20 protein-coding genes are annotated in these 25,980 nt (G+C 73.6%); 8 read left to right on the plus strand and 12 right to left on the minus strand.

What is annotated here, in order from left to right:
- The first annotated feature begins 37 nt into the window (after positions 1–37).
- On the plus strand, positions 38–991 hold the full coding sequence (locus GA0070622_RS23090) for a TAXI family TRAP transporter solute-binding subunit (protein ID WP_091578558.1): 954 nt from the start codon (positions 38–40) through the stop codon (positions 989–991).
- A gap of 6 nt (positions 992–997) precedes the next feature.
- Here GA0070622_RS23090 and GA0070622_RS23095 read toward each other — a convergent pair whose 3' ends face one another.
- A complete protein-coding gene (locus GA0070622_RS23095) occupies positions 998–2,431 on the minus strand; it encodes a sensor histidine kinase (RefSeq protein ID WP_091578561.1) in 1,434 nt (477 codons plus the stop codon).
- 10 nt (positions 2,432–2,441) lie between these two features.
- Positions 2,442–3,098: a response regulator transcription factor gene (locus GA0070622_RS23100; protein WP_091578563.1), complete on the minus strand. Its 657-nt coding sequence runs from the start codon at positions 3,096–3,098 to the stop codon at positions 2,442–2,444.
- A gap of 85 nt (positions 3,099–3,183) precedes the next feature.
- Between GA0070622_RS23100 and GA0070622_RS23105 the strand changes: the two genes are divergently transcribed.
- Both GA0070622_RS23105 and GA0070622_RS23110 read left to right on the plus strand, forming a co-directional pair.
- A complete protein-coding gene (locus GA0070622_RS23105; RefSeq protein ID WP_091578566.1) occupies positions 3,184–3,522 on the plus strand; it encodes a DUF952 domain-containing protein in 339 nt (112 codons plus the stop codon).
- 68 nt (positions 3,523–3,590) lie between these two features.
- Positions 3,591–4,133, plus strand: coding sequence for an acyltransferase (locus GA0070622_RS23110; protein ID WP_091578568.1), 543 nt, complete (start codon positions 3,591–3,593; stop codon positions 4,131–4,133).
- A 56-nt stretch (positions 4,134–4,189) separates the two neighbouring features.
- Here the strand turns inward: GA0070622_RS23110 and GA0070622_RS23115 are convergent, their stop codons facing one another.
- The 4 genes from GA0070622_RS23115 to GA0070622_RS23130 all read right to left on the minus strand — a co-directional run bounded on the left by GA0070622_RS23115 (position 4,190) and on the right by GA0070622_RS23130 (position 10,599).
- Positions 4,190–5,938 (minus strand): CDP-glycerol glycerophosphotransferase family protein, encoded by a 1,749-nt coding sequence (locus GA0070622_RS23115; protein ID WP_091583793.1) that lies wholly within the window; start codon positions 5,936–5,938, stop codon positions 4,190–4,192.
- Between the two features lie 204 nt (positions 5,939–6,142).
- On the minus strand, positions 6,143–7,426 hold the full coding sequence (locus GA0070622_RS23120) for a nucleotide sugar dehydrogenase (RefSeq protein WP_091578570.1): 1,284 nt from the start codon (positions 7,424–7,426) through the stop codon (positions 6,143–6,145).
- A 3-nt stretch (positions 7,427–7,429) separates the two neighbouring features.
- A complete protein-coding gene (locus GA0070622_RS23125; RefSeq protein ID WP_091578573.1) occupies positions 7,430–8,998 on the minus strand; it encodes a glycosyltransferase in 1,569 nt (522 codons plus the stop codon).
- Complete coding sequence (locus tag GA0070622_RS23130) at positions 8,995–10,599, minus strand: glycosyltransferase family 4 protein (RefSeq protein ID WP_369700182.1); 1,605 nt, start codon at positions 10,597–10,599, stop codon at positions 8,995–8,997. The genes GA0070622_RS23125 and GA0070622_RS23130 overlap by 4 nt, the downstream gene beginning before the upstream one ends.
- A gap of 228 nt (positions 10,600–10,827) precedes the next feature.
- On the opposite strand from GA0070622_RS23130, the gene GA0070622_RS23135 reads away from it, so the two are divergent.
- Complete coding sequence (locus tag GA0070622_RS23135) at positions 10,828–12,018, plus strand: glycosyltransferase family protein (RefSeq protein WP_091578578.1); 1,191 nt, start codon at positions 10,828–10,830, stop codon at positions 12,016–12,018.
- A 4-nt stretch (positions 12,019–12,022) separates the two neighbouring features.
- Here GA0070622_RS23135 and GA0070622_RS23140 read toward each other — a convergent pair whose 3' ends face one another.
- The gene (locus GA0070622_RS23140; protein ID WP_091578580.1) at positions 12,023–13,945 is read right to left on the minus strand and encodes a DUF6311 domain-containing protein; all 1,923 of its coding nucleotides are present in this window, start codon (positions 13,943–13,945) and stop codon (positions 12,023–12,025) included.
- Positions 13,946–14,244: 299 nt separating this feature from the next.
- Here GA0070622_RS23140 and GA0070622_RS23145 point away from each other — a divergent pair, with 299 nt between their 5' ends.
- Positions 14,245–15,612 (plus strand): glycosyltransferase, encoded by a 1,368-nt coding sequence (locus tag GA0070622_RS23145; RefSeq protein ID WP_245666761.1) that lies wholly within the window; start codon positions 14,245–14,247, stop codon positions 15,610–15,612.
- Complete coding sequence (locus GA0070622_RS23150; RefSeq protein WP_245666763.1) at positions 15,609–17,759, plus strand: glycosyltransferase family protein; 2,151 nt, start codon at positions 15,609–15,611, stop codon at positions 17,757–17,759. Before GA0070622_RS23145 ends, GA0070622_RS23150 begins: the two co-directional genes overlap by 4 nt.
- A 70-nt stretch (positions 17,760–17,829) precedes the next feature.
- On the opposite strand, the gene GA0070622_RS23155 is transcribed toward GA0070622_RS23150, so the two are convergent.
- The 5 genes from GA0070622_RS23155 to GA0070622_RS23175 form a co-directional block, all read right to left on the minus strand.
- Positions 17,830–19,452 carry a glycosyltransferase family 4 protein gene (locus GA0070622_RS23155; RefSeq protein WP_091578585.1) on the minus strand — a complete coding sequence of 541 codons (1,623 nt, stop codon included), beginning with the start codon at positions 19,450–19,452 and terminating at the stop codon, positions 17,830–17,832.
- A 34-nt stretch (positions 19,453–19,486) separates the two neighbouring features.
- Positions 19,487–21,166 carry a glycosyltransferase gene (locus tag GA0070622_RS23160; RefSeq protein WP_091578587.1) on the minus strand — a complete coding sequence of 560 codons (1,680 nt, stop codon included), beginning with the start codon at positions 21,164–21,166 and terminating at the stop codon, positions 19,487–19,489.
- Complete coding sequence (locus GA0070622_RS23165) at positions 21,163–22,188, minus strand: Gfo/Idh/MocA family protein (RefSeq protein WP_091578590.1); 1,026 nt, start codon at positions 22,186–22,188, stop codon at positions 21,163–21,165. Before GA0070622_RS23165 ends, GA0070622_RS23160 begins: the two co-directional genes overlap by 4 nt.
- Entirely contained in the window at positions 22,185–23,291 is a 1,107-nt protein-coding gene (locus GA0070622_RS23170) for a DegT/DnrJ/EryC1/StrS family aminotransferase (protein ID WP_091578593.1), read from the minus strand. Before GA0070622_RS23170 ends, GA0070622_RS23165 begins: the two co-directional genes overlap by 4 nt.
- Before the next feature lie 151 nt (positions 23,292–23,442).
- Positions 23,443–24,075 (minus strand): TetR/AcrR family transcriptional regulator, encoded by a 633-nt coding sequence (locus tag GA0070622_RS23175; RefSeq protein WP_091578596.1) that lies wholly within the window; start codon positions 24,073–24,075, stop codon positions 23,443–23,445.
- Between the two features lie 155 nt (positions 24,076–24,230).
- Between GA0070622_RS23175 and GA0070622_RS23180 the strand changes: the two genes are divergently transcribed.
- Positions 24,231–25,133 carry an ABC transporter permease gene (locus tag GA0070622_RS23180; RefSeq protein ID WP_091578599.1) on the plus strand — a complete coding sequence of 301 codons (903 nt, stop codon included), beginning with the start codon at positions 24,231–24,233 and terminating at the stop codon, positions 25,131–25,133.
- Entirely contained in the window at positions 25,126–25,926 is an 801-nt protein-coding gene (locus GA0070622_RS23185) for an ABC transporter ATP-binding protein (protein ID WP_091578601.1), read from the plus strand. Before GA0070622_RS23180 ends, GA0070622_RS23185 begins: the two co-directional genes overlap by 8 nt.
- The last annotated feature ends 54 nt before the right edge of the window (positions 25,927–25,980 follow it).

Below are 25,980 nucleotides of genomic sequence, written 5' to 3' on the forward strand. Positions count from 1 at the left end.
TTGCGCGGCGGCGGGTGCACGGCGCAGAGTGCAGCCCGTGAGCCGACACTGGTCTGTGCGCGGCCGGCGCCGGACCGCGGCCCCGCTGGCCCTGTTGCTGCTGCTCGTCACCGCCGTCGCCGGCTGCCGCGACGAGCCCACCGAGCCGGTGCGGATCCGGATCGCCACCGGCAGCCCGACCGCGGTCTACCACGCGTTCGGCCAGTCGCTGGCCGCCCTGCTCAACCGGGAGCTGCCCGGGGTGCGGGCGGACGTCGTGGTCACCGCGGCCTCCGCGCAGAACGTCCGGCTGGTCGGCTCCGGCGAGGCGGAGCTGGGCTTCACCCAGGCCGACGTGCTGCCGCCCCGCGAGCCGGAGCACCCCCGCGTGCTCGCCGTGGCGCGGGTCTACGACGACCTCCTGCACCTGGTGACCACCGCCGGTGGTCCGGTGCGCACGCTCGCCGACCTGCGCGGCCGGCGGGTGTCGGTGGGCGCCGACGGCTCGGGCACCGAGGTGACCGCCACCCGGCTGCTGGACGTGGCGCAGCTCGACGGCGACCGGGTCCGGCAGGAGCACCTGGGGCTGGACGACTCGGTGACCGCCCTGCGCGAGGGCCGGATCGACGCCTTCTTCTTCTCCGGCGGCCTGCCCGTGCGCGGCGTCGCGGAGCTGGCCCGACAGACCTCCCTGCGGATGGTCGACCTGGGCGACTGGACCGAGCCGTTGCGGCGCGCGTACGGGGAGGTCTACGTGACCCGGGACATCCCCCGCTCGGTCTACCAGGCGGATCCGGTCAGCACGGTGGCGAACCCGAACTACCTGATCGTCAGCGCCGAGCTGCCCGCCACGCTGGTGCGTGAGGTGACCCGGCTGCTGATGGAGCGGCGGGAGGAGCTGGCCGCCGCGCACCCGGCCGCCGGGCGGATGAGCCCCCGGTCGGCGATCGTCACCACGCCGTTGCCGCTGCACCCGGGCGCGGCGCAGTGGTACCGCGCGGCCAAGCCCTGACCGGGCTCAGGTGCCGACCGGTTCCTCGGCGCGCCGCGGGGCGGGCGGTTCGACCGCGCCGCCCGGGTCGTCGGGCGGCGCCGGGAACCACAGCTCGGCGACCAGCCCGCGCGGCTCGCCCTGGCGCATGGTGAGCCGGCCGTCGGACGCGTCGACGAGCACCGCGGCGATGGTCAGCCCGAGCCCGGCGCCGTCCACGTTCTGCGCGTCCGGCGCCCGCCAGAACCGCTCCGTGGCCTGGTCCAGCTGGCTGGCCGTCATGCCCGGACCGGTGTCGCGCACGGTCAGCGCCGTCCCGCCGTCGGCCGGTCGGACGGTCACCGTCACCTCTCCCTCGGCGCCGCTGAACTTGACCGCGTTGTCGATCAGGGCGTCGAGTGCCTGGTCGATCGCGGTCGGCACGGTCCGGGCGTACGCCGGCGCCTCGCCCGGGTCGAGGCGGAGGGTGACCGACCGGTGTCGAGCCAGTGGCAGCCAGGCCGTCACCCGGGACGCGGCCGCCGCGGAGGCGTCCACGGTGACCCGCTGGTTCTCCTCCCGTTCGGCCCGGGCCAGGGTGAGCAGCGCGTCGAGGACGGTGGCCAGCCGGTCGGTCTCCTCCAGCGCCAGTTGGTGCTCGGCCCGGCCGTCCGGGTCGGTGAGGCTGGGTCCCAGCTCCTCCACCCGCAGCCGCAACGCGGTCAGCGGGTTGCGCAGCTGGTGGCTGGCGTGCGCGACGAAGGCCCGCTGGCGGTCCATCACGTCGGAGACCGCGTCGGCCATGTGGTTGAAGCTGGCCGCCAGCCGGCGCAGCTCCGGCGGGCCGAGCCGGGGCCGGACCCGGGCGGTGCGGCGGCCCTCGGCGATCTCGTGGGTCACCGAGTCCAGCTCGGTGACCGGGCGCAGCACCCATCCGGCCAGCCCGAACGCGGTGGAGACGCAGGCCAGCACCGCGAGCAGGCCGATGCCGGCGAGCAGCAGCCACCACGCGGTGACGGTGCGGCGCACCGGGTCCGCCGGGGTGGTGGTGACCACGGCGCCGAGCACCTCGCCGCCGTCGTTGATCGGGACCGCCGTCACCAGCGGGCCGTCCACCCAGGGCCAGACCGACTCCGGGCCGCTGAACTGCTGCCCGGACAGCGCCGTGTCGAGCGCCGGGCCGGTGCCCGCACCCAGCTCCCACCGGGGCGAGGCGGCGACGGTACGCCGGTCGCGGTCCACCACCGCCGCGCCGATGCCGTAGAGGTCGTCGTAGGCGGCCAGCTCCCCACCGAGCGGGCCGGGCCCGCCGCCGCGCAGCGCCGGACCGGCCAGCGACGCGAAGCGGGTGGCGTCGGCGAGCCGGTCGGCGCGTACCCGGTCGGTCTCCCGGGAGGCCAGGGTGACCGCCAGCGGGGTCTCCAGCGCGAACAGCACCAGCACCATCAGCAGCAGGTAGCTGATCACCAGCCGGCGGCGCACCGGGGCCTCCTCACGCGCCGCGGAGCCGGTAGCCGACCCCGCGCACGGTCTCCACCAGGGTCGGGTCGCCGAGCTTGCCGCGCAGCGACCCGACGTGCACCTCGACGGTGTGCCGGTCGGCCCAGGTGGTGCCCCAGACGTCGAGCAGGATGCGGTCGCGTGGCACGGCCACCCCGGGCTGCCGGGCCAGGGAGAGCAGGATGTCGAACTCCTTGCGGGTCAACGCCACCGCCCGGCCGGACACGGTGACCGTCCGGCCGCCCACGTCGATGCGGACCTCGCCCGCCTCGATCAGGTTACGCTCCGGGACGGTGTGCGCGGCCCGGCGCAGCACCGCCTCGATCCGGGCCTGCAACTCCACCATCGAGAACGGCTTGACCACGTAGTCGTCGGCGCCCAGCCGCAGGCCGAGCACCCGGTCGCGTTCCTCGCCCCGGGCGGTGACCGCGATGATGCCGAGCTGGCTGCTGCGCCGGCGCAGCTCCCGGCACAGGTCGGTGCCGTCGCCGTCGGGCAGCGTGAGGTCGAGCAGGACCAGGTCGCAGGGGGCGGCGGAGAGCGCGGCGGCGACGGTGGCGGCGTGTTCCACCTGGTAGCCGCGCCGGGTCAGCGCGGACGACAGGGCCGCGGCGACCCGACGGTCGTCCTCGACCAGGAGGATTCGCACCCGTGCCCCCTCTCGTTCGACGCGTCGTCCCGCGAAATGGTGGCAGACGCGCCGCCGGGGCGCGAGGCCGCTCTAGGCTGCGGTCGTGATCTACAAGATTCTCTCCGACGACGAGTGGCGGCAGGCGCGGGCGGCCGGGCGGTTCACCGGCACCGCGCTGGACCGGCAGGACGGCTACCTCCACCTGTCCGCGGCCGACCAGGTGGTGGAGACCGTACGCCGGCATTTCGCCGGGGTGACCGGCCTGACACTGCTCGCGGTGGACGAGAGCCGGCTCGGCGAAGGGCTGCGGTGGGAGGTGTCGCGCGGCGGCGCGGCGTTCCCGCACCTGTACGCGGCGCTGCCGGTGGACGCGGTGGTCGCGGCGCACCCGCTGCCGGCGGACCGGCCGGCCGCCGACGTGGTGGCCGAACTGCTCGACTAGGGGCTCGTTATGCTGCGTCGAACCCGCCCGACGGCGCGACGCAGCGCCCTGCCACGATGCGAGTTGAGATGACTGACAGCAACGACCGGTCCGCCTCCGTCTTCGTCCACCCGACGGCCGACGTGGAGGACGGCGCCCGGGTCGGTGACGGCACCAAGGTCTGGCACCTGGCGCACATCCGGTCGAGCGCCCAGGTCGGCGCCGGCTGCGTGATCGGCCGCAACGTCTACGTCGACGCGGGGGTCACCGTCGGCGACCGGGTGAAGATCCAGAACAACGTCTCGGTCTACCAGGGCGTGACCATCGAGGACGAGGTCTTCGTCGGCCCGTGCGCGGTGTTCACCAACGACTTCCGGCCGCGCGCCCAGAATCCGGACTGGACGATCACGCCGACGCTGGTCCGCCGGGGCGCCTCGATCGGCGCCAACGCGACGCTGGTCTGCGGCATCGAGGTCGGTGAGTACGCGATGATCGCGGCCGGCTCGGTGGTGACCAAGGACGTCAAGCCGTACCAGCTGGTGGCGGGCAACCCGGCCCGGCCGAAGGGCTGGGTCGACGAGAAGGGCGAGGTCGTCTCCCGCGACGTCGACAACCCGCCGCACCAGGGCTGAACGCGCAGCGGGGGCGACGGCCGATCGGTCGTCGCCCCCGCGCGTCGGCGCGTCGGTCAGCCGCAGAGCCGGCCGATCTCGTCCCGGAACCGGTCCATCGGGTTGGACCCGGCCGGGCCGAGCAGATACTCCTTCAGCTCCCGCCGCGCCTCGGCCATCGGGTCGTCCCCGGTCCGGGTCACGGTGAGGATCTTCGGCAGCTCGCCGCAGTCCGCCGAGAGCAGGTACGCCGCCCGGGCGGTGGGGAACTGCCGGCGGAACTCGTCCTCCGGCAGGCCGGCCGGGTTGGCCACCACGTACGGCCGCTCACTCTGCACGAAGTCCGAGACCACACTCGACACGTCGCTGACCAGCAGGTCGGTGGCGTTGAAGCAGTCGAACAGCGCCGGCGTGCGACCGGTGACCACCAGGTGCGCGGTGCCGTCGAGCGAGGTGGGGTCGGTCTGACCGCCGGCGGCCCGGATCCGGGCGACGATCCGCTCGTGGACCGCCCGCGCCTTCGCCGAGCGGGTGCCGGTGAGCGGGTGCGGCTTGTAGAGCACCCGCAGGTTCCCGGCGGCCAGCAGCCCGGACACGATCCGCTCCCCCATCAGCACCAGTGAGGTGTGGTAGGGGTCGTCGTCCAGCCAGCCCTCCCAGGTGGGGGCGTAGAGCACGGTGAAGAGGTGGTCGGCGGCGCCGGAGCCGAAGGTGTGCACGCCGGCCAGCTGCGGGCGGCCGACCTCCACGATGTCGCGGTCCAGCACGCCCACCGCGGCCCGGGCGTACCGTTCCCGGCCGGCCGGACCGGCCACCCACACCTCGTCGTACACCTTGCTGTACGGGTTGACGCTGGCCTGCTTGTCGCTGTCGCCGTGCCCGACGAAGACGTGCTTCACGCCCGGCTCGCGCAGCAGGTGGATGTTGGCCCCGACGTTGGCCGCGTAGAGGGCGACCCGCAGCGAGCCGAGGTCGAGGTTCATGAAGTCGACGCCGGCCGGCACGCAGATCACCGGCAGCCGGGTGTCGGCCAGCTCGCCGAACGCGTCCGCGGCCCGCAGCAGCACCACCGCCCGCCGTCCGGTCGCCTCCACCGGCGCGAGCCACATGTTGGCCTGGTAGACGTCCTTGGCCGGGCCGGCGAAGTAGAGGGCCACCTCGGGCCGCTCCCGGGCCAGCCAGTCGTGCACGGCGGGCAGCACCCCCGGGGCCCGGCCCCGGCCGCGCAGCGCGGTCAGCGCCAGCACCGCGGCGGTGACCAGGCCGGCGAGCAGCGTGACGGTGGCGGTGACCACGACCGGGGCGACCCGGTCGACGGCGGCGGCCACCACGGCGGCCGGCACCAGCAGCACGTTGAGCAGCGGCAGCCGCAGCCCGGCCAGCCAGCGCGCCCAGGCCGGCGGCACCGGCACCCGGCGCAGCGCGCCGAGGTCGATGTTGCGGGTGTAGGCCGGCGGGTCGACCCGCCCGTCGATCACCTTGGTCACCGCCGACGTGGCCACCGCCACGGTCCAGAGCGCGGCCGGCAGCAGCAGCACCGCGACGTCGCCGGCCACCCCGGGACGGACCGCGGCGACCACCAGCAGGACCACCGACAGGTCCCGGACCAGGCGGCGGAAGACCTCGCCGAGGCCGGCCTTGTCGAGCAGCTCGGCGGTCCCGGCGTACCGGGTGGCCAGGGCCGCCTCACCGGCCAGGGCGACCACGGCGGCCACCGCGTACGGGACCACCAGGCCGAGGACCCCGGAGAGGATCATGACCGCGTAGCCGAGGAGCGTCGCGCCGACCGCGGCGAGACCCTGCTGGCTGCGTACTCTGCTGAACAACGACACGCTCCCTGTCTGCCCGCCGGTGTCGAAGGGGCCCGATACCGGACGGCTGCGACCCTAAACGGGCCAAGTGACACAAGTATTGCCGGGGTGTCCGGCAGGTGAACGACGGACGACGGCTTTCACCATCGGTGCGCGCCGGGCCACGACACGCAGCGGGCCCCGGCCGGTCACCGGCCGGGGCCCGCTGCGCGGACGGGATCAGCCGCCGATGACCACCCGGCGGACGCCGGTCCAGCGCGCCGGGTCGGTGACCCGGCGGCCGTCGACCAGCACCGTCACGCCCGGCAGGTCGGCCGGGGCGAGGCTGCGGTACTCGGCGTGGTCGGCCTGGATCACCGCGGCGCCGACCGGCTCGCCGTCGTAGCCGGGCAGGCCGTGCGCGGCCAGTTCCTCGTTGGTGTACATCGGGTCGGAGACGTAGGGGGTCGCACCCCGCCGGCGCAGCGCCTCCACGGTCGGGAAGACGCCGGAGAACGCGGTCTCCTTGACGCCACCCCGGTAGGCGGCGCCGAGCACCAGCACGCCCACCCCGGTCAGGTCGCCGTACGCGGCGGCGAGCAGGTCCACCGCGTAGTCCGGCATGGCGGCGTTGGCCTCGCGCGCCGAGCGGACCACGGTGGCGGCCGGGTCGTTCCACAGGTACATCCGCGGGTAGATCGGGATGCAGTGCCCACCGACCGCGATGCCCGGCGAGTGGATGTGGCTGTACGGCTGGGTGTTGCAGGCCTCGATGACCTTGGTGACGTCCACGCCGACCGTGTCGGCGAAGCGGGCGAACTGGTTCGCCAGGCCGATGTTCACGTCCCGGTAGGTCGTCTCGGCGAGCTTGGCCAGCTCGGACGCCTCGGCCGAGCCCAGGTCCCACACCCCGTTGGGCCGGTCCAGGTCGGCGCGCTCGTCGAAGTCGAGCACCGCCTCGTAGAACCGCACGCCGTGCGCGGCGGACGCCTCGTCGATGCCGCCGACCAGCTTCGGGTAGCGGCGCAGGTCGGCGAAGACCCGGCCGGTGAGCACCCGCTCCGGGCTGAACACCAGGTGGAAGTCGGTGCCCGCGGTGAGGCCGGAGCCCTCGGAGAGCATCGGCGCCCACCGGCTGCGGGTGGTGCCGACCGGCAGGGTGGTCTCGTAGCTGACCAGCGTGCCCGGCTTCAGGCCACGGGCGATGGCCCGGGTGGCGTCGTCCATCCAGCCGAAGTCCGGCACGCCCTCGGCGTCCACGAACAGCGGCACGACCACCACGACCGCCTCCGACTCGGCGACCGCGGCGGCGGTGTCGGTGGTGGCCGACAGCAGCCCGGCGGCCACCGCCTCCTTCAGCTTGACGTCCAGGTCGGCCTCGCCCGGGAAGGGCACGGCACCGTCGTTGACCAGCTGGACGACCCGCTCGGAGACGTCGGCACCGATCACCCGGTGCCCCTTCGAGGCGAACTGCACGGCGAGCGGCAGGCCGATCTTTCCGAGCGCGACGACGCAGATGTTCATGAACTACTTTCCTCCAGAGGGCCAGATTCGGCGCAGGCGGGCAAGGAACCGACCGGGTGTCACCGGCGTGATCGCGACGATCACCTGGCCCTTGTGGTTCGTGGTGGGCGTGACGAGGTGCAGCCGGACGCCGCGCCGGGCCAGCCGTCGGGGCGCGGCGACCGGGCGGTCGGTGCGCAGTGGCGCCGAGCCGGCCCCACCCAGGGTCGACACCTCGGCGCGCACGGTCCGCCGTTCCCCGTTCGCCGCGACGACCGCCAGCAGCCGGTCCACCGCGAAGTCCGTCCGTACGACGGTACCGGGAGCGTCCGGCGTCGCCGACGTCACACCCGTCAGGTCGCCCACGCTGACCCGCAGCGCCTCGGCGCTCAGCTCGGCCAGCTCGGCCCAGCGGCTGCGGGCGGTGACCACCAGCGCCCGGGCGCCGGCGGCGTCCCGACCCCAGGCCAGCCCGGTCGCGGTCAGCTTGGCCAGCAGGGTGGCGGCCCGGTCGGTGACGTCGTACCACTCGTCGGGGTAGCCGAACGCGGGGTCGCGGAACCCGACGTGGTGGGCGTACCAGCGGTCGTCGACGACGGTGACCTCGGGCATGGTCCGGTCCGCCTGCTGCTCGATCAGCTCGCGCAGCGCCGCCAGGTCGCCGTCGCGCGCCACGGCCAGCCGCAGCCGCTCCTCGGACGCCATCCGGGCGAGCACGCCCTCGGTCAGGTACGCCTCGGTCAGCTTGCGGACGCGGTCGTGGACGTGCTGCTGCACGTCCGGGGCGAGGGCGAGGAACTCCGTGCGGAGCAGCTTCGCCACCTCCCAGGTGAAGTGGCGCACCAGGACCGCGTCCCGGCGTGGGCCGGGCTCGATCAGCCCGGCCACGAAGCCGACCAGCTCCTCGGCGCAGCGCAGCCGCTCCTCGAACCGGCTGGCGTAGGTGATGTTCTGGGCGTTGTCCCGCTTGACCGCGTAGTAGAACTCGTAGTCGGCCAGGACCGAGACCTTCGTCGCCCGGAAGCAGGCCTCCAGCGTGAACGGCTGGTCGCTGCCCATCGGCATGTCGGTGCGGTAGCGCAGGCCGTGGCGCTCGATCAGGTCCCGGCGGAACAGCTTGGTGTTCGACAGCGACCACGGCAGGGCGCTGTCGAACAGGTCGAGCCGCTCCTGGGTGCTGGCGTAGACGGCCTGGTGCACGTAGCGCTTGTTGGTGCCGACCATCCGGCCGAGCACCACGTCGGAGTTCCACCGGTCGGCGGCGGTGACCAGACGTTCCAGGGCCTCCGGGCCGAGGTGGTCGTCGGAGCCGATGAAGAAGACGTAACGGCCGCGGGCGTGGTCGAGGGCCAGGTTGCTCGGCGCCGCCGGGCCGCCGGAGTTGGCCTGGTGGAGCACCCGGACCGTCTCCGGGTGCCGCGCGGCGTAGCGGTCCAGCTCGGCGCCGCTGCCGTCGGTGGAGCCGTCGTCGACGGCCACCACCTCGAGCCGGTCCCGGCCGATGGTCTGCGCGAGCAGCGAGTCCAGGCAGGTGGTGAGGTAGGGCATGGTGTTGTAGACCGCCACCACCACGGTCACGTCCGGCGTGCTCACGCGCCCACCTCCACCGGGGTCGGCGCCGGCGCCGTCGGGCGGGCCGGGGCGTCGGGCAGCAGCCGGGAGTAGACGTCGTCGAGCACGCGCGCCTGCGCCTCCCAGGTCCAGCCGGCCAGCAGACCGGGCCGGTCGTACGCGGCACGGTAGCGCGCCGGATCGGCGAGCACCGCGGTCACCGCCCGGACGAAGTCGGCCACGTCCTCGGCGCGGAACACCTCACCCTGGCCGGTCTCCCGGACAGTCTCGGCCATCGTGCGCACGTCGGAGACGACCAGCGGCAGGCGGGCGTGTGAATACTCGAAGAACTTGGTGATCAGCGCGATCTCGTGGTTCGGCCAGTGCTGGATCGGGATGACCCCGACCTGCGCTCCGCCGAGGAACCGGACCACCTGGTGGTGCGGCACGTACGGCAGCACGTGCAGCCGGTCCGCCACGCCCAGCTCGTCGGCGCGGGTGACCAGGCCGCGGACGTACGCCGAGGCGGGCTTGTTGACCACCAGGGCGACGTGCGCGTCGGGCAGCCGGGGGAGCGCCTCGACCAGCACCCCGAGACCGCGCTTGGCGGCGGCCACCCCGCTGTAGACCAGCAGCGGCGTGTCCGGTCCGAGACCGCACCGGGCCCGGATGTCCGGCACCGGCTCCTCCGGGTCGGTCGGCAGCTCGTCGACCGCGGGGGCGTTGAGCACGACCGCCGGGCGCTCGGTCAGGCCGTGCTCGTCGCGCAGCAGGTCGGCCAGGCCGCCGGAGACGGTGGTGGTGGCGTCCGCGTACGGCACGTACTCCCGTTCGTGCGCCACGTTGCCGGGCAGCCAGCGGGCATTGTCGCGCCACGGCTGCACGCCGGGCAGGTACTCGTGGGCGTCCCACACCAGCGCGATCCGCCGGCCCGCGGCGGCGGCCCGGATCTTCGCCCGGGCGCCGACGCCGAGCATCCGGAAGTCGTTGGCGTGGATCAGGTCCGGCGCCAGCTCGTCGACGACCGGACCGTAGGCCAGCTCGTAGTCCCACAGGCCCGGCTCCAGCCGGCGCCACGCGCCGTCGCCGCGCAGCCGCTGCCAGAACAGCGTGTACGCCCGGTCCCAGGGGCCGTCCAGCTTGCGGCCCTTGCGGGCGCGGGTCAGCTCGCGGTTGCGGAAGCCGACCCACTTGCGGGTCAGGCCGGACAGCTTCTCCTCGGCCCGCAGCGCGACCCAGGGCAGCCCGCCCGGCCGGCCGCCGCCGGCGCCCCGGGCCGCGGTGGTCAGCGCCGCCCGGCGTACCGCCAGGTCCGCCCGCCAGGCCTTGACCGCCTGGGTACGGTGCGCCGCGACGCCGCTGGGCGGATAGGCCAGCGGGTGGCGCAGCCAGGCCCGGCGGAACTCGTGCCGGCGGCGGGCCAACGGCTCGGGCATGGGGATCAGGCGCACCTCGGCGTCGCCGAGCCGCCAGCTCTGCGGCTGGCCGACCGGCGCGCGGCCGAGCAGCACGACGTCCCAGCCGGCCGCGGCGGCGGAGCGCGCCGCCTTCTGCACCCGGGAGTCACCGATGACCCCGTTGTCCACCAGCATGACGACCCGTCCCCGGGTGGCCGCCGCTGCGGTCGTGCCGTCAGATCCCATTCCTGCCCGTTTCGTCGTCGCCAGCACCGCGCCCGCGGACCCGAGCGAGTCTACGACAGCGGATCGGGCCGGAACGCCCGCCGCCGCCGGTGCCCCACGACCTGCTGTGACGCTTGCTACCCTCCATCCTGTTCAACGACCGGCGCCCGCTGCGGGTCGTTCGCCGGGTCGCCGGCCGCGCCACGCGGGCCCCGGACAACCGCAGCTCAGCGTGAACGGGACCGCACAATGGACGTGGTGACCACCGAGGAACCCAGCCGGCCCGCGCCAGCTCCGCCGACCGGACCGGCCACCGCCGACCCCGCCCGGCCCGGCCTCGCCCGGCGGCTGCGCGACGCCGCCCGGGACGCGGCGCCCGCGCTCGCGGTGTTCGCGGCGATCCGGCTGGTCGGCGTGCTCGTCGTCTACCTGTGGGCGCGCAGCCTGGACGTGTCGCCGGCCGAGCGGCTCACCCGGGCCGACGGCAACTGGTATCTCGGCATCGTCCAGCACGGCTACGACGGGTACGAGAAGACGCAGAGCAACATGGCGTTCTTCCCGCTCTACCCGGGCCTGACCGCGGCCGTGGAGCGGCTCTCCCCGTTCAGCCCGCGCGAGTCGGCCCTGGTCGTGGCGTGGCTGGCCGCGCTGGCCGCCGCCTGGGGCCTGTTCGCGATCGGCCGGCACCTGCACGACCGGCGCACCGGCGTCCTGCTCGCCGCGCTGTGGGCCGTGGTGCCGCACGCCGTGGTGGAGTCGATGGGCTACAGCGAGAGCCTGTTCACCGCCCTGGCCGCCTGGACGCTGTACGCGCTGCTGCGCCGGCACTGGGTCACCGCGGGGGTGGTGTGCCTGTTCGCCGGGCTGACCCGGCCCACCGCCTCGTCCCTGATCCCGGTGGTGGGGCTGGCCGCGCTGCTGGCAGTCGTCCGGCGGCGGGACGGTTGGCGGCCGTGGGCGGCGCTGCTGCTCGCCCCGGCCGGTTGGCTGGGCTACCTGGCCTGGGTGGGCAACCGGACCGGGCGGCTGGACGGCTGGTTCCACATCCAGTCCGCGGGCTGGGGCACCACCTTCGACTTCGGGGTCTACACGGTCGACCGGGGGAAGCAGGTCCTGGTCCAGGTGGCGGCGTTGCCGCTGTTGGTGGTCACCGTCGTGGCGCTGCTGTCGATCATGTTCTTCGTGTTGAGCGTGATCGACCGGCAGCCGTGGCAACTGTTGCTCTACAGCGGCCTGCTTCTGGTCACCACGCTCGGCGCCGCCGGCTACTACCACTCCAAGGCACGGTTCCTGCTCCCGGCGTTCCCGCTGCTGCTGCCCGCCGCCGTGGGCCTGGCCCGGGCCGGATGGGCCCGGGCCGTCACGGTGCTGGTGACCCTGGTCGCCTTCTCCGCCTACTTCGGCGGCTACCTGCTGCTGATCTGGACGAAGTCGCCGTAACCGGTCAGCGGGTGAACGGCCGGACGTCCCACACCCAGACGTCCTCGACCCGCTCCCCCGGGCCGTACAGCGCGTCCAGCACGGTCTTCAGGTCGTCGTGGCGGCGGGCGCCACGGTCGGGCAGCACCACCGCGTCGGCCTTCCAGTGGCGCACGTCGGCCCGCGCCTGGTCGACGTCCGCCTCGCCGACGGTGGTGTCCCGCTCCCCGAGCGAGACGGCGGTGAGCAGCTTCGCCGTGGGCTGCGGGTCGACGCCCCAGCGGCCGGTGTTGTCGGTGGCGGAGACCGGCGCGAGGAAGTAGCCCTCGGGGACGGCGAAGCCGGCCACCGCGGCGGAACTCCAGTACAGCGACGTCATGCCGTTCACCGGCACCGGCACCAGCGTGCGGCCGGGGGCCACGTGGTCCCGCCAGGCTCCCGCGGTGACGAAGTCCGGCACCGGGGTGCGGCCCTTCGCGTCCAGCGGCATCGGCAGGATCGGCAGCAGCGCGGCGGCCACCGCGACGGCCCCGAGGCGGGCGGCCAGCCGGCCGGCGGGTTCCGTCCGGCGGGCGGCGAGCCGGTCACCGGCGACGGCGAGCAGCACACCGAGCGCCACGGTGGTGATCAGCGCGAACCGGGACACCACCACGGAGTCGAACACCGGCAGGCTCTGCACCAACGCGAACGGCGCCGGGATGTCGGTGCGACGGGTCCCGACGGTCCAGGTGGTGCCGATGGAGAACAGCGCCGACACCAGGCCGACCGCCCCGAGCACCCGGACCGTGGTCTCCCGGCGCAGCCACCAGAGCGCTCCGGCCGCGAGCACCACCAGGGACCAGCCGTAGAAGCTGGCCTGTTCGGTGGTGTTCGGCGCCCATCCGACCGCGCTGGTCGGGCCGCCGGCGACCGACTTGGTGGCGAACTCGACGAACGAGCCGAGCTTGAGGGCGTAGATGTCCGGGGTGCCCGGATGACCGACCCGGTGCTGCGGCCCGGCGAACTGCATCCAGAGCGGGTACGCCGCCGCGGCCGACACGAGTACGGCGGTGATCGCCAGGCCGGACAGCAGGGGCCGCAGCCGGCGCACCGCGTCGCGGGGCCGGAAGACGAGATAGGCCAGGGCGAGCATCAGGCAGCCGAGCGCCGTCAGGAAGAGGATCTCCAGGCTGACGAAGAACTGGGCCACCACCAGAGCGCCCAGCACCAGGCCGTCGCGCACCACGCGCCCGCCCCGGGACAGCGCGACCACCCGCCACACGATGAACGGCACCAGCCACTGCGCGGTGATGTGCGGGTGGCCGTTGCTGTGCGAGATCAGCGCGGGAGCGAAGGCGCAGAACAGGCCGCCGACGAAGGCCGCCGCCCGGGAGTCGACCACGTGCCGGGAGAGCACGTGGTACCAGGCGTAGCCGGTGCCGACCAGGTTCAGCGTGATGAACAGCAGGTAGGAGAAGGACGCGCCGAAGAGCAGGGTGACCGGGGTGAGCACCAGGCCGGGAAGCTGCATCCCGACGTTGGTCATCAGGTTCACCCCGGCCGGGGCGTTCTGCAACGTGGTGAAGAACGGGTTCTCCAGGTGGGTGACCGCGTGCGCCGCGTACGCCAGCATCCACTCGTTGAAGCCCTGGTCGTTGGGGCGACTGCCGAGCAGTCGCCCGTCGAAGTCCCGCCAGCCCCGGGCGGTGACCCAGAACGCGCCCGCCAGGTAGATCAGCGCGACCAGCGCGTCGGCACGGCGCCACCGGCGGGCGCGACCGCCCTCGACGGCCGGCTCCGGGCCCGGCTCCGCCACCTCCCCGGTCGCCGGCCGGCCGGCCGGATCCTCCGGTGCCGTCCCGCGCGCCGGGGCGGCGGCCGAGGGGTCGGGCGTGGTGCCGTCGGTCGCCTCGGCGTCCCCGGCGGGAACGGGCTCACGGTCGCGGGTGTCGGGCGCGGGCGCGGTCATGGCGTAGGAGTCTACGAAAGCCGTGGCCCGCGGAGGAGGACCGGTCGAGCGGGGATCACCGGGTGTCGCGCCGAGCGGCCGTGAGCTGGGACACCGTGACCCGGGGCACGGTGAGGCCCGGGCCCGCCGGGCGGCGGCACGTCCGAGGCGCGCGGCGACGTTATTGTAGGGTCCGCACGCTGTCCGAGGGCCGTTCCGCTCTCCCCACCTTCCCAGGATCGGAATCGATGAACAACGGGCGATCTCTCTGGGGCTCGTTGAAGCTCCCCCGGCCCCGACGGGCCGGGTCCCGACCGCACATGATCTACCTCGCGATCGGCTTCCCGCCGGCGGCCAAGAGCTGCGCCTACCGCATGCGCGAGACGGCGAACCAGTTCGCCGCCGCGGGCTGGGACGTGACCGCGGTCACCATCGCGGACGAGGCCTGGGAGCGCGAGTACGGCCTCGACCACACGCTCTCCGAGGGGGTCGACCCCCACGTCCGGGTGGTCAAGCTGCCGCTGTTCCGGGACGACCTGGAGACCGACATCCGCTCGTTCACCGAGCAGCGTGCCCTGGCTCACAAGGACTACCTGGCCGACCTGCGCAAGCAGAACCTCAAGGTCTTCCCCGAGCCGGTCTTCGGCGGTTGGCGTCCCGCGCTGGAGAAGGCGCTGCTCCAGATCCACCGGGAGCGGCACGTCGACCTGCTGGTGACCACCTGCGCCCCGTACGTCAACCTGGCCGCGACCTGGAAGCTCTGGGAGACCCACCGGGTGCCCTACGTGGTGGACTTCCGCGACGGCTGGTCCGTCGACGTGATCAACAACGGTGAGGCGTTCCCCCGGGAGTCGGTCTCCGGGCAGTGGGAGATCAAGCTGCTCACCGACGCCGTGGCCATCTGGAACGTGAACGAGCCGATCTCCCGCTGGTACCGGGAGCGCTACCCCGAGCTGGCGCACAAGATGCGGATCGTGCGCAACGGCTACGACGCGGCCAGCATCCCGACCCAGGTGCGCCCCGCCCCGCCGGACCGGCCGCTGACCTTCGGCTACCTCGGCGCGCTGAACCTGCCCGTGCCGCTGCTGGACGCCGTGCTGCAGGGCTGGCGGACGGCACGCGCGGAGGACCCGGCGCTGGCCGACGCCCGCTTCGAGGTGCGGGGCCACATCGGCGCCGCGTGGGCGCGCGGCGACAACGCGCACGCCGAGCTGCTCCGGGCCGCCGCCGTCGACGGCGTGCTGGTCGGCGGCTCGGTGCCCAAGGCCGAGGTGGTCGACCTCTACTCCCGCTGGGACGCGGTGGTGCTGATGGTGACCGGCGGCCGCTACATGACCTCCGGGAAGGTCTACGAGTACATGGCTACCGGCCTGCCGGTGGTCTCCGCCCACGAGGCCGACCACGACGCCTCCACCGTGCTGTCCACGTACCCGCTCTGGACCGGCGCGGTCGGGCTGGACCCGGCCGAGCTGGCGAGCGCGTTCCGGCGGGCCGCCGCGATGGCCCGCACCGCCGACGCGACGGAGCGGGAGCAGGCGCGCGCCGAGGCGCGGCAGTACGCCCGCGAGGAGCAGCTCATCCCCGCCGTCCGGGAGGTCACCGACCTGGTGCTGGGCGCCGGCGGACCGGTCCCCCCGCAGCCCTCCCCCGCCGGCGCACGCGTCCTGGCCCGAGAAGGTAGGTCATGATCGAGGTCCTGATGGTTATGGGCGCCGTCCCCGGACGGGTGGCGGTCCTGACCGACGCGCTCGAGCAGTTCCGCGCCCGGGGCGTCACCGTCCGGGTGGCCACGACCTTCGACCCGGTGGAGAAGATCCCGGCGGCGACCGAGCTGGCCGAGGTGCACCTGCTGCCCACCTCCGCCGAGCTGGGCCCCAAGTTCGGCCGGATGGTCAAGCGGGCGAGCCCGGCCCGCCGCCCCTGGCTGCGGGCACAGCGCGACCCGTGGGTCCGCCGGCACGCCAAGCGGGCGGACGTCCTGGTCGCCCTGGACGCGCAGGCCCTGCACACCGTCTGGCAGCTCGCCCAGCGACACCGGCGGGCCGACGCCGTCTACGGCATCGCCCCGGCGCTGCGGGCGGTGGAGAAGCGGTCGGCCGACCCGGCCCGCTACCGGCGTCCCCGGCTCACCACCGTCGGCCCGAACCCGGCCGTGCTGGCCAGCGCCACCCGCAGCCAGACCGCCGACCTGGCGAAGCGGGTGTTCGAGATCAGCACCGGGAAGCGGGCCATGAAGCTCGGGCCGGTGCGCTGGTTCTGGCAGGGCGCCGTCACGGCGCCCGGCCTGCCGGAACGGCACCGGGGCACGATCGCCCGGCGGGTCACGGGCACCATGCTCAAGTCCGGGCACGGCGCCAGCGCGAAGCGGCTGGCACTGGCGGCCCAGGGTCGCCTGAAGAGCCCGACGACCCGGGGGCAGCTCCTCGGCCCGATCGTCGACGCGGAGCTGAGCCAGGGCAGGGTTCCCGAGCACCTGATGACCGTGGTGCGGGGCCAGCTCAAGCTCGCCGACGGCTTCCTCAAGCGCCGGAACCCGGGCAAGGCCGCGCCCCACGTGCTGCGCGCGTTCAACCTGATGTTCCACCGGATCGTGCAGTTCGACGGCACCACCTCGCCGCTGGCCGAGGATCCGGAGAAGTTCCTCGCGCCGCTGCACACCAGCGAGGCCGGCCAGGCGATGGCGACGCCGCGCGGCCGGCAGAGCCCGGCGGCGTTCCCGCCGGCCGGCCGGCCGCACCGGATGCTCTTCTTCACCGGGCTGAACGACAACTTCCTCGGCCCGATCCTCGAACGCTACGAGGCGATGCCCGGGGTGGAGGTCCGCCGGCTCAACCTGATGGAGGAGTCGATCCTCCCGGTGCTCAGCAACGGCCGCACGAACGTGGCGCTGCACATGCTCGCCGGCACGTCCAAGCGGGCCGGGGAGGTCCAGGAGGCGTGGGGGCCCCACCTCGAGTGGGCGGACACCGTCTTCGTGGACTGGTGCAACCTGGGGGCCGCGATGCTGACGATGATCGACCCGGGCACCACCCGGGTGATCGTCCGCCTGCACAGCTTCGAGGCGTTCAGCTGGTGGCCGCACCTGACCGACTGGTCCCGGGTGGACGACGTGGTCTTCGTCTCCGAGCATCTCCGCGACCTGGCGCTGGCCGCGGTGCCCCGGCTGCGCGCCCCGCAGGGGCCGCGCACGCACATGATCAGCAACGCGATGGAGCTGCACCGGTACGTGGCGCCGAAGGTCGACGCCGACAGCCGGTTCACCCTCGGGCTGGTCGGTCTGAGCTCGCTGGCCAAGGACCCCCGCTGGGCCCTGGCCGTGCTGCGGGAGCTGCGCCGGCGGGACGACCGATACCGCCTCAAGCTGATCGGCGACCCGCTCAACCCGGAGCTCAGCCCGGCGATCAAGGCGTACGTCCGGGAACTCGACGCCGAACTGGCCGAGCTGGAGTCCGCCGGCGCCGTGGTGCGGGCCGGCCGCACCGACGACGTCCCCGGCGCGCTCACCGACGTCGGGGTCATCCTCAGCACCTCGCTGCGGGAGAGCTTCCACTGCGCGCTCGTCGAGGGCGCGGCCAGTGGCGCCGTGCCGGTGGTGCGCGACTGGCCGTTCTTCGCCGGCCGGCCGCACAGCGCCCGGAGCCTCTTCCCCAGCGACTGGGTGGTCGGCACGCCGGAGGAGGCCGCCGAGCGGATCCTGGCCCTCACCGCGTCGGAGGACGTCTGGCGCGAGGCGGGCGCGGCGGCGTCGGCGCACGTGCTGAGCACCTGGGACTGGTCGGTCACGCAGAAGGACTTCGACCGGCTGCTGCTGGAGCCGCCGGCCACCACCGACTGACCGGCGCACCGACGGAAACGATTCGGCCGGCTCCCCCTCGGGGGAGCCGGCCGAGTCGTCTGTCCGCGGGTCAGCCCGAGGTGCCCGCGAACGCCCGGTCGTCGTCCTCGGCGCGGCGAGCCGACGGAGGACGGGCCCCGCCGGCGGTGGCCGTGCCCAGCAGCGAGCGGTACACCTCGTCGAGGATCCGGGCCTGAGCCTCCCACGTCCAGGCCTCCAGCAGACCGGGCTTGTCGTAGGCGGCCCGGTAGCGCTCCGGGTCGCCGAGCACGGCCCGCACGGCCCGGGCGTAGTCGGCCAGGTCCTCCGCGGTGAACACCTCACCCTGACCGGTGGCCCGCGCCGTCTGCGCCATGGTCTTCACGTCGCTGACCACGATGGGCAGGCGGGCGTGCGAATATTCCAGGAACTTCGTGATCAGCGCCAGCTCGTGGTTGGGCTTGTGGTGGATCGGGATGACCCCGGCGTCCGCGCCGGACAGGAACGGCACCACCTGCCAGTGCATGACGTACGGCAGCAGGTGCACCCGGTCCGCGACACCCAGCTCGACGGCCCGCTCCCGCAACGCCTCGGAGAACTGGTTGTCGCCGTTCGGGTTCATCGTCACGAACGCGACGTGCACGCCGGGCAGTTCCGGCAGCGCCTCCACCATGATCTGGCAGCCCCGGCTCGGATTCACCGCGCCCGAGTAGACGAGCAGCGGCGTCGCGGCGTCCACACCGCACAGCGCGCGCAGGTCGGGCACGTCGCCGTCGGCCTCGGCCGGCGGGGCCATCGGCGCGTTGAGCACCACGGCTGGCCGCTCGGGCAGGGCGTGGGTCTCCTGGAGCAGGTCGGCGAGGGTGTCGGAGACCGTCACCACCGCGTCCGGGTAGGCCGCGTACTCGGCCGTGTAGGCGATCTGGGCCGGCAGCCAGCGCGGGTTGTCGGCCCGGCCGGTGATGCCACCGACGAACTCGTGGGCGTCCCAGACCAGCTTGGTGTTCCGGCCGGCGGCCCGCGCCCGCAGCGCCGCCCGGGCGCCGATGCCGAGCATCCGGAAGTCGTTGGCGTGGATGATGTCCGGCTTCAGCTCGTCGAGCGCGCTCCGGAAGGCCAGCTCGAAGTCCCACAGGCCGGGGTCGAGCCGACGCCAGGAGCGGTTGCCCAGCAGGCCCTGCCAGATGCGGACGGGCAGCCGGGTGAACAGCGCCTCCGGGTCGGCCTGGGACCTGCGCAGGCGTCGGGTCTCCCCACTGCGGAACCGGACCCACCGGGCCAGCGCCGTAGCGGTGGCCCGGGACGGCAGCTGGGCCACCTGTCCCACGGCGGTGGGCAGCCCGCCGCCGAGGGCCCGGGCGCGGACCCGGCGCTCGTAGAGGTCGGCCTGCCAGGCCTTGATCTCCTGGACCCGGTAGGCGGCCTCGGTGGTCGACGCGTACGCCAGCGGCCGGCGCAGGGATCGACGGTAGTCCCGGGGCAGCCGGTGCAGCGGCTTGGGCACGCGCAGCAGTCGCACCTCGGCGCCGCCGATCCGCCAGTTGTCCGTCTCGGAGCGGGCGTTGCGGATGCCGAGAAGGACGACGTCCCAGCCGGCGTCCGCCGCCGAACGCGCGGCCTTCTGCACCCGGGAGTCGCCGTGGACCCCGTTGTCGACCAGCATCACCACCCGTCCCCGGGTCGGTCGGGCATCGCTCTTCGAGCCAGCTTGCATGGGGTGCTTCTCCTCGTCGGCGGGGTGGTGCGGGTCAGCGGAGGAAGGCGTCGAAGGCCTCGGCGGTCCGTCGCCCGTCGTGGTGGTCACGGACGTACCGCGCGCCCTCCGCGGCGAGGGCGACGGCGGCGGTTCTGTCGTCGAGCAGCGACTCGATCGTCTTCACCAGGGTGCTGGGCGTGGCGTTGGCGATCGGCGGCTCGACGCCGGCCGCCCGGTGCGGGCCCTCGCTGACGTACGCCACCACGACCTTGCCGGCTGCCATCCCCTCGCAGGAGAACGTGCCGTAACTGCCCATCACCAGCTGGTCGACCACGATGTCGCAGTCCTGCACCAGGCGGCGCATCTCGTGGTGCGGCAGACCCTCCACCAGGCGCAGTTCGATGATCCGTCGCTCGTCCAGCTCCTGCAAGCGCGGCAGGAGCCGGTCGGTGCCCTTGGTCCACCGCTTCGACGGCGCGTGCAGCACCACCGGCCGGGCGCGCTCCAGCACCGGGCGGTCGCAGGCCCAGTCGTCCACGTCGACGATCAGCGGCGCCCAGGTGGCGAACGGCACGTCGTCCAGCAGGTCGGGGGTGGTCACGAAGAAGGGCAGGCCGCTCTCCTCGGCGGTGCGCCGGTTCCGTTCGGCCACCGTGGTGAGCCGCTCGCGCAGGTCCTCGTCCGCGTCCCGGAACGCCGACTCGGCGTGCCGCTCCAGGTGCGCGCCCGGGTGGCGGATCTCGCTGCCGTGCGCCAGCAGCGCGACCTTGATCCGGGCCCGGCGCAGCGCGGGCAGGTCGGCGGAGATGTCGTCGCCGTTGCCCCGGCCGAGCACCGGGCGGAACGCGTCCACGATCAGGTGCGTGTACCAGCCGAGCACCCGGCGGGCCTGCTCCACCTGCACGTCGAGCCGGTGCTCGCCGGGGTAGTTCAGGTAGCGGTCGGCCGGGTAGCGGTAGGTGGCCGGCGGCTTGGCCATCACCAGCTCGACGCCGACGTCGGCGCGGGCGGCGGTGAGGGCCACCGCCAGGGCGGAGAGCTGCCCGGCGTAGTTCGCGGTGCCCAGCCCCAACCGGACCGGTCCGGCGCCGAGCGCCCGCCAGGGGCCCGGGGTGCCGGCCTCGATCGGCGCGACCGGGGGATCCTCCGGCGTGGGCGGCTCGTCGCCGCGCTGCCGGGCCCGCTCCACCGCCCTGGTGAAGGAGGGCAGCGAGCCGGGCGCGAAGAAGTCACCGGCCCGGTGCGGAGCGAGGTGTTCGCGGACCACCCGGCTGTCCGCCGCGACGACCCGCAGCCCGGCGGCGAGGTAGGTGTCGAGCAGCGCGAGACCGGCGTCCGGCTCGAACCCGAACACGCCCACGTCGGCCGAGGCGAGGAACGCCGCGGTCACCGTACGCGGGCGCGGTACCTCGTGGATCCGCCGCCGGGCCTTGCCGGCCCCGCGGATCAGGTCCTGGGTGGCCGCCCGCTCCGCCTCGTCGCGGACCAGCGCGAGGTGGAACTCGGGCAGCCGGGCCAGGGCGCGGACCACGCCGGCCAACGCCCGGTCGCCGGTTACCCCGCCGGCGTGCACCAGCAGGGGTGTGCCGGCGGGGAGCTCGCACAGCTCACGTACCGAAGGGGTCTGGAAGGGCCGGGCGCCGGCGGCGGCCCGGCGGAGCGCGATGCGCCACCGCCGGGGAATCCGCCGCCGCACCGCCGAGACCGTCCGCCGCACCGGCGCGGGGCTCATCGCAGTGCCGGCTCCGCGTCGCTGCCGCTGGTCGCGACGGACACGACCTTGCCGTCGGAGGCCGACTCGAGCAGCGCCGCCGCGACCTGCACGGTACGCAGGCCCTGTCGCAGGGTGACGATGTCGCTCTGCTTGCCCTCCACCGCGTCCCGGAAGCGCTCGTGCTCGACCAGCAGCGGCTCGCGCTTCGGGATGGCGTAGCGGACCATGTCGCCCTCGGCCACGCCGCGGAACGCGCGCAGCGCCTCCCACTCGGTGTCGATGGCGGCGTTGGCGTAGAAGGTGAGGTCCGCGGTGAGCGTGTCGGCGATGAAGCAGCCCTTGTCGCCGGTGACCACGGTGGACCGCTCCTTGAGCGGGCTCAGCCAGTTGACCAGGTGGTTCACCATCGTGCCGTCGGAGAGCTGGCCGACCACGGCGACCATGTCCTCGTGCAGCCGGCCGCTGCGCGAGACGGTGCGGGCGGAGACCGAGGTGTATTCCCGGCCGGTCACCCAGGCGGTCAGGTCGATGTCGTGGGTGGCCAGGTCCATCACCACGCCGACGTCGGCGATGCGGTGCGGGAACGGGCCCTGGCGGCGGGTGACCACCTGGAAGACCTCGCCCAGTTCGCCGGCCTCCAGCCGGGTCCGCAGGCTCTGCAGCGCCGGGTTGTAGCGCTCGATGTGACCGACGCCGGCGACCAGGCCGGCGGTCTCGAACGCGTCGACCAGCTTCGTGGCCGCCTCGACCGACTGGGCAAGGGGCTTCTCGATCAGCGCGCAGACGCCGTTGGCGGCCAGTTCCAGGCCGATCGACTCGTGCAGCGCGGTCGGGCAGGCGACCACCGCGTAGTCGACGCCCAGCGCCAGCAGGTCGCTCAGCTCGGGCACGACCGGCGCGCGCAGCGTGCCGGTCACGTCGCCGGCCGGGTCGACCACGCCGACCAGCTCGACACCGTCGAGGTTGGACAGCACCCGGGCGTGGTTGCGGCCCATGGCGCCGAGGCCGATCAGCCCGGCCCGCAGCTTGCGCCCACTCATCGGGCACCTCCGGCCAGGTTCGCGCCCTCGGCGATCCGCTCCAGCTCGGCCTGGGTCAGCGACGGGTGCACCGGCAGCGAGACCACCTCGGCGGCGGCCCGCTCGGTCTCCGGCAGGTCCCACGCGCCCGGCTTGCCGTCGACGAGGTACGGCTTGAGCCGGTGGATCGGGGTCGGGTAGTAGACCGCGTTGCCGATGCCCAGCTCGGTGAGGCGGGCCTGGGCGGCGTCCCGGTCGCCCCGCACCCGCACCGTGTACTGGTGGTAGACGTGCTTCGCGCCGTCGGCGACCGGCGGGGTGACCATGCCGGTGATGGCGGAGTCGAGGAACTTGGCGTTGGCGCGACGCTGCTCGGTCCACCCGTCGAGCTGGCCGAGCTGCACCCGGCCGATGGCGGCGGCCACGTCGGTCATCCGCATGTTGGCGCCGACGATCTCGTTGGCGTACCGCTGCTCCATGCCCTGGTTGCGCAGCAGCCGCAGGGTGCGGGCGAGATCCGCGTCGGCGGTGGTGATCATGCCGCCCTCGAGGGAGTGCATGTTCTTGGTCGGGTAGAAGCTGAAGCAGCCGGCGGTGCCGAAGGCGCCGACCGGGGTGCCGTTCAGCTCGGCGCCGTGCGCCTGGGCGGCGTCCTCGACGACGGCCAGGCCGTGCTGCTGCGCGATCGCCATGATCCGGTCCATCGCGGCGGGGTGCCCGTAGAGGTGCACCGGCATGATCGCGACGGTCTTCGGGGTGATCGCCGCGGCGACCGCCTCCGGGTCGACGCAGAAGCTGCCCGGCTCGATGTCGACGAAGACCGGCTCGGCGCCGACCAGCCGGACCGCGTTGCCGCTGGCGGCGAAGGAGAACGAGGGCACGATGACCTCGTCGCCCGGGCCGAAGCCGAGCGCCATCAGGGTCAGCTGCAGGGCCGAGGTGCCGGAGTTGACGGCGACGCAGTGCCGGCCGGCGACCAGGTCACCGAACTCCTCCTCGAACGCCGCGACCTCCGGGCCCTGGACGACCCGGCCGCTCCGCAGCACCCGGACAGCCGCCTCGATCTCGGCCTCGCCGATGATCGGTCGTGCTGGGGGAATGAACTCTGGATGCGGCCCGACCATGGGGCTTCCTCCTGTCGACGCGTGACTCATGTGGGGGACGTTGGGGGATGGTAGCGGTTTGGGATGAAAACCGGTTGATCGCGGCCATTGTCCGGCCGGATGTCGTGCGCTGTTCATGATCGACGGGCGCTCCCGTCGGCGGGCGCCGGGGTCACACTTCCACCCCGTCGCGGACAGGCCCCACGCATGCTACCCGGAGCGCGGCGACGATCGCGGCGGCCATGCGCGGCACCTCCGTGGGCTCCAGCGGGGCCCGGGAGATCGCCATCCGCCAGTAGACCGGCCCGACGATCAGGTCGACCGCGACCCGCCGGTCGGTGTCCGGGGAGAGCTCGCCGCGCTCCACCGCCCGACCGATCAGGATCCGGCCCACGGCCTGCTGGTAGTCGTCCAGCGCGGCCTGCAACTTCTCGGCGATCTGCGGGTTGCGGGCCGCCTCGGCCAGCAGGTCCGGGATGATCTGCGCGGCCAGTCGGTGACGCAACGCACGCGCCATCACGTGCAGCAGGATCTCCAGGTCACCGAGGAGGCTGCCGGTGTCCAGCAGCGGGATGTTCCGGCCCGCCACCGCCGAGACCATGTCCAGCACCAGGTCGAGCTTGGAACGCCAGCGACGGTAGATGGCGGTCTTGCTCACCCCCGCCCGCCGGGCCACCGCCTCGATGGAGAGGCGGCCGTAGCCGACCTCGGCCAACTCCTGCATCACGGCGGCGCGGATGGCACTGGTGATCTCCCCACGCAGCACCGCCGCGCCGGCCGGGGCACGCCTCTTCTCGGTCGTCACGTGGGACAATGTAGCGCAACGACGGTACGGTTGCGTCCCGACGTTCGGTGGACTACCTTCCATGCAGCAGCGAGGCGGCTCCTCCCCGCCCGGCCACGCTGGATGTCTTCACCGCACTGCTCCCCATCACGCACGAAAGATCGGAGCGCCTGATCATGGCCAACACCGCGGTGGCCGACCCCGAATCCGGACTGACCCGGGCCGAACTGGCCGGGCGGTACGGGCTGCGGGTGGCCGGGGAACGACCAGCCCTGGGCGAGTACGCCCGACGGTTGTGGGCGTACCGGCACTTCATGACCGCGTACTCGCGGGCGAAGGTCGCCTCCTCGCTGAGCAACACCCAGCTCGGTCAGCTCTGGCAGGTGCTGACGCCGCTGACCAACGCGGCGGTCTACTTCCTGATCTTCGGCCTGATCCTGGCCCAGCACAAGAACGTGCCGAACTTCATCGCGTACCTGTGCACCGGTGTGTTCATCTTCATCTTCACCCAGACCGCGGCGACGAACGGCGTCAGCGCGATCACCGGCAACCTGGGCCTGATCCGGGCGCTGCAGTTCCCGCGGGCCGCGCTGCCGATCACGGTGACGCTGGTGCAGCTCCAGCAGCTGCTCATGTCGATGGTCGTGCTGGCCGCCATCGTGCTGATCACCGGCGAGCCGATCACCTTCCGCTGGCTGCTGCTCCCCCTGATGCTGCTGCTCCAGACGATCTTCAACGTCGGGCTGAGCATGGTCATGGCCCGCCTCGGCTCGAAGGTCACCGACCTGAAGCAGATCATGCCGTTCGTGATGCGGACCTGGCTGTACGCCTCCGGCGTGCTCTACCCGGTGGCGCTCATCCGCGAGCACCTGCCGCCGTGGGCGGCCAACATCCTGGAGTGGAACCCGCCGCTGGTCTTCATCGAACTGGCCCGCTACGCGCTGCTCGACTCGCACCAGGCCAACCTGGTGAGCAGCCCCCTGAAGCTCTGGGCGCTCGGTCTGTTCTGGGCGGTCGTGATGGGCGTCGGCGGGTTCGTCTACTTCTGGCGCGGAGAGAAGGAGTACGGCCGTGGCTGAGCAGACCCTGCCGGTGAACGCCGGCACCGTGACCGACTCGGGCCGCGTCCCCACCGTGGTGGTGGACGACGTGCACGTGATCTACCGGATCCACAAGGGCGCGACCGGCGGCACCACCCCGGTCTCCGCGCTCAAGCGGATCGTCTCCCGCAGCAAGGTGCCGAACATCCGCGAGGTGCATGCCGTCAAGGGGGTGAGCTTCACCGCGTACGAGGGTGAGGCGATCGGCCTGATCGGCAGCAACGGCTCCGGCAAGTCGACCCTGCTGCGGGCCATCGCCGGCCTGCTCCCGCCGGCCCGCGGCGCGGTCTACACCCAGGGCCAGCCGTCCCTGCTCGGCGTGAACGCCGCGCTGCTCAACGACCTGTCCGGTGAGCGCAACGTGGTGCTCGGCTGCCTGGCCATGGGCATGCAGCCGGAGGAGGTCAAGCGGATCGCCCCGGAGATCATCGAGTTCTCCGGGATCAACGAGCGCGGCGACTTCGCCTCGCTGCCGATGCGCACCTACTCCTCCGGCATGGGCGCCCGGCTGCGCTTCGCCATCTCCTCGGCGAAGAAGCACGACGTGCTGCTCATCGACGAGGCCCTGGCCACCGGCGACCGCAAGTTCCGCGCCCGCAGCGAGCAGCGGGTCCGCGAGCTGCGCGACAGCGCCGGCACGGTCTTCCTGGTCAGCCACTCCATCGGCTCGATCCGGGACACCTGCGAGCGGACCATCTGGCTGGAGAGCGGCGTCCTCAAGATGGACGGCCCCACCAAGGAGGTCTGCGACGCGTACGAGAACCAGAAGTAGCCGGACGGAGCGCACCGCCCCGGGTTCCCGCCCGAGCGGTGCGCTCCGCCGTAC

Origin of the sequence: Micromonospora sediminicola (genome assembly GCF_900089585.1) — a bacterium.
Lineage (GTDB): Bacteria > Actinomycetota > Actinomycetes > Mycobacteriales > Micromonosporaceae > Micromonospora > Micromonospora sediminicola.

Excerpts from the sequence above, each read along its gene's own strand:
- GA0070622_RS23110 (WP_091578568.1), top strand. The coding sequence starts at position 3,591 with ATGACTGACAGCAACGACCGGTCCGCCTCCGTCTTCGTCCACCCGACG.
- GA0070622_RS23120 (WP_091578570.1), bottom strand. The coding sequence starts at position 7,426 with ATGAACATCTGCGTCGTCGCGCTCGGAAAGATCGGCCTGCCGCTCGCC.
- GA0070622_RS23130 (WP_369700182.1), bottom strand. The coding sequence starts at position 10,599 with ATGGGATCTGACGGCACGACCGCAGCGGCGGCCACCCGGGGACGGGTC.
- GA0070622_RS23135 (WP_091578578.1), top strand. The coding sequence starts at position 10,828 with ATGGACGTGGTGACCACCGAGGAACCCAGCCGGCCCGCGCCAGCTCCG.
- GA0070622_RS23140 (WP_091578580.1), bottom strand. The coding sequence starts at position 13,945 with ATGACCGCGCCCGCGCCCGACACCCGCGACCGTGAGCCCGTTCCCGCC.
- GA0070622_RS23145 (WP_245666761.1), top strand. The coding sequence starts at position 14,245 with ATGATCTACCTCGCGATCGGCTTCCCGCCGGCGGCCAAGAGCTGCGCC.
- GA0070622_RS23150 (WP_245666763.1), top strand. The coding sequence starts at position 15,609 with ATGATCGAGGTCCTGATGGTTATGGGCGCCGTCCCCGGACGGGTGGCG.
- GA0070622_RS23155 (WP_091578585.1), bottom strand. The coding sequence starts at position 19,452 with ATGCAAGCTGGCTCGAAGAGCGATGCCCGACCGACCCGGGGACGGGTG.
- GA0070622_RS23160 (WP_091578587.1), bottom strand. The coding sequence starts at position 21,166 with ATGAGCCCCGCGCCGGTGCGGCGGACGGTCTCGGCGGTGCGGCGGCGG.
- GA0070622_RS23165 (WP_091578590.1), bottom strand. The coding sequence starts at position 22,188 with ATGAGTGGGCGCAAGCTGCGGGCCGGGCTGATCGGCCTCGGCGCCATG.
- GA0070622_RS23170 (WP_091578593.1), bottom strand. The coding sequence starts at position 23,291 with ATGGTCGGGCCGCATCCAGAGTTCATTCCCCCAGCACGACCGATCATC.
- GA0070622_RS23180 (WP_091578599.1), top strand. The coding sequence starts at position 24,231 with ATGGCCAACACCGCGGTGGCCGACCCCGAATCCGGACTGACCCGGGCC.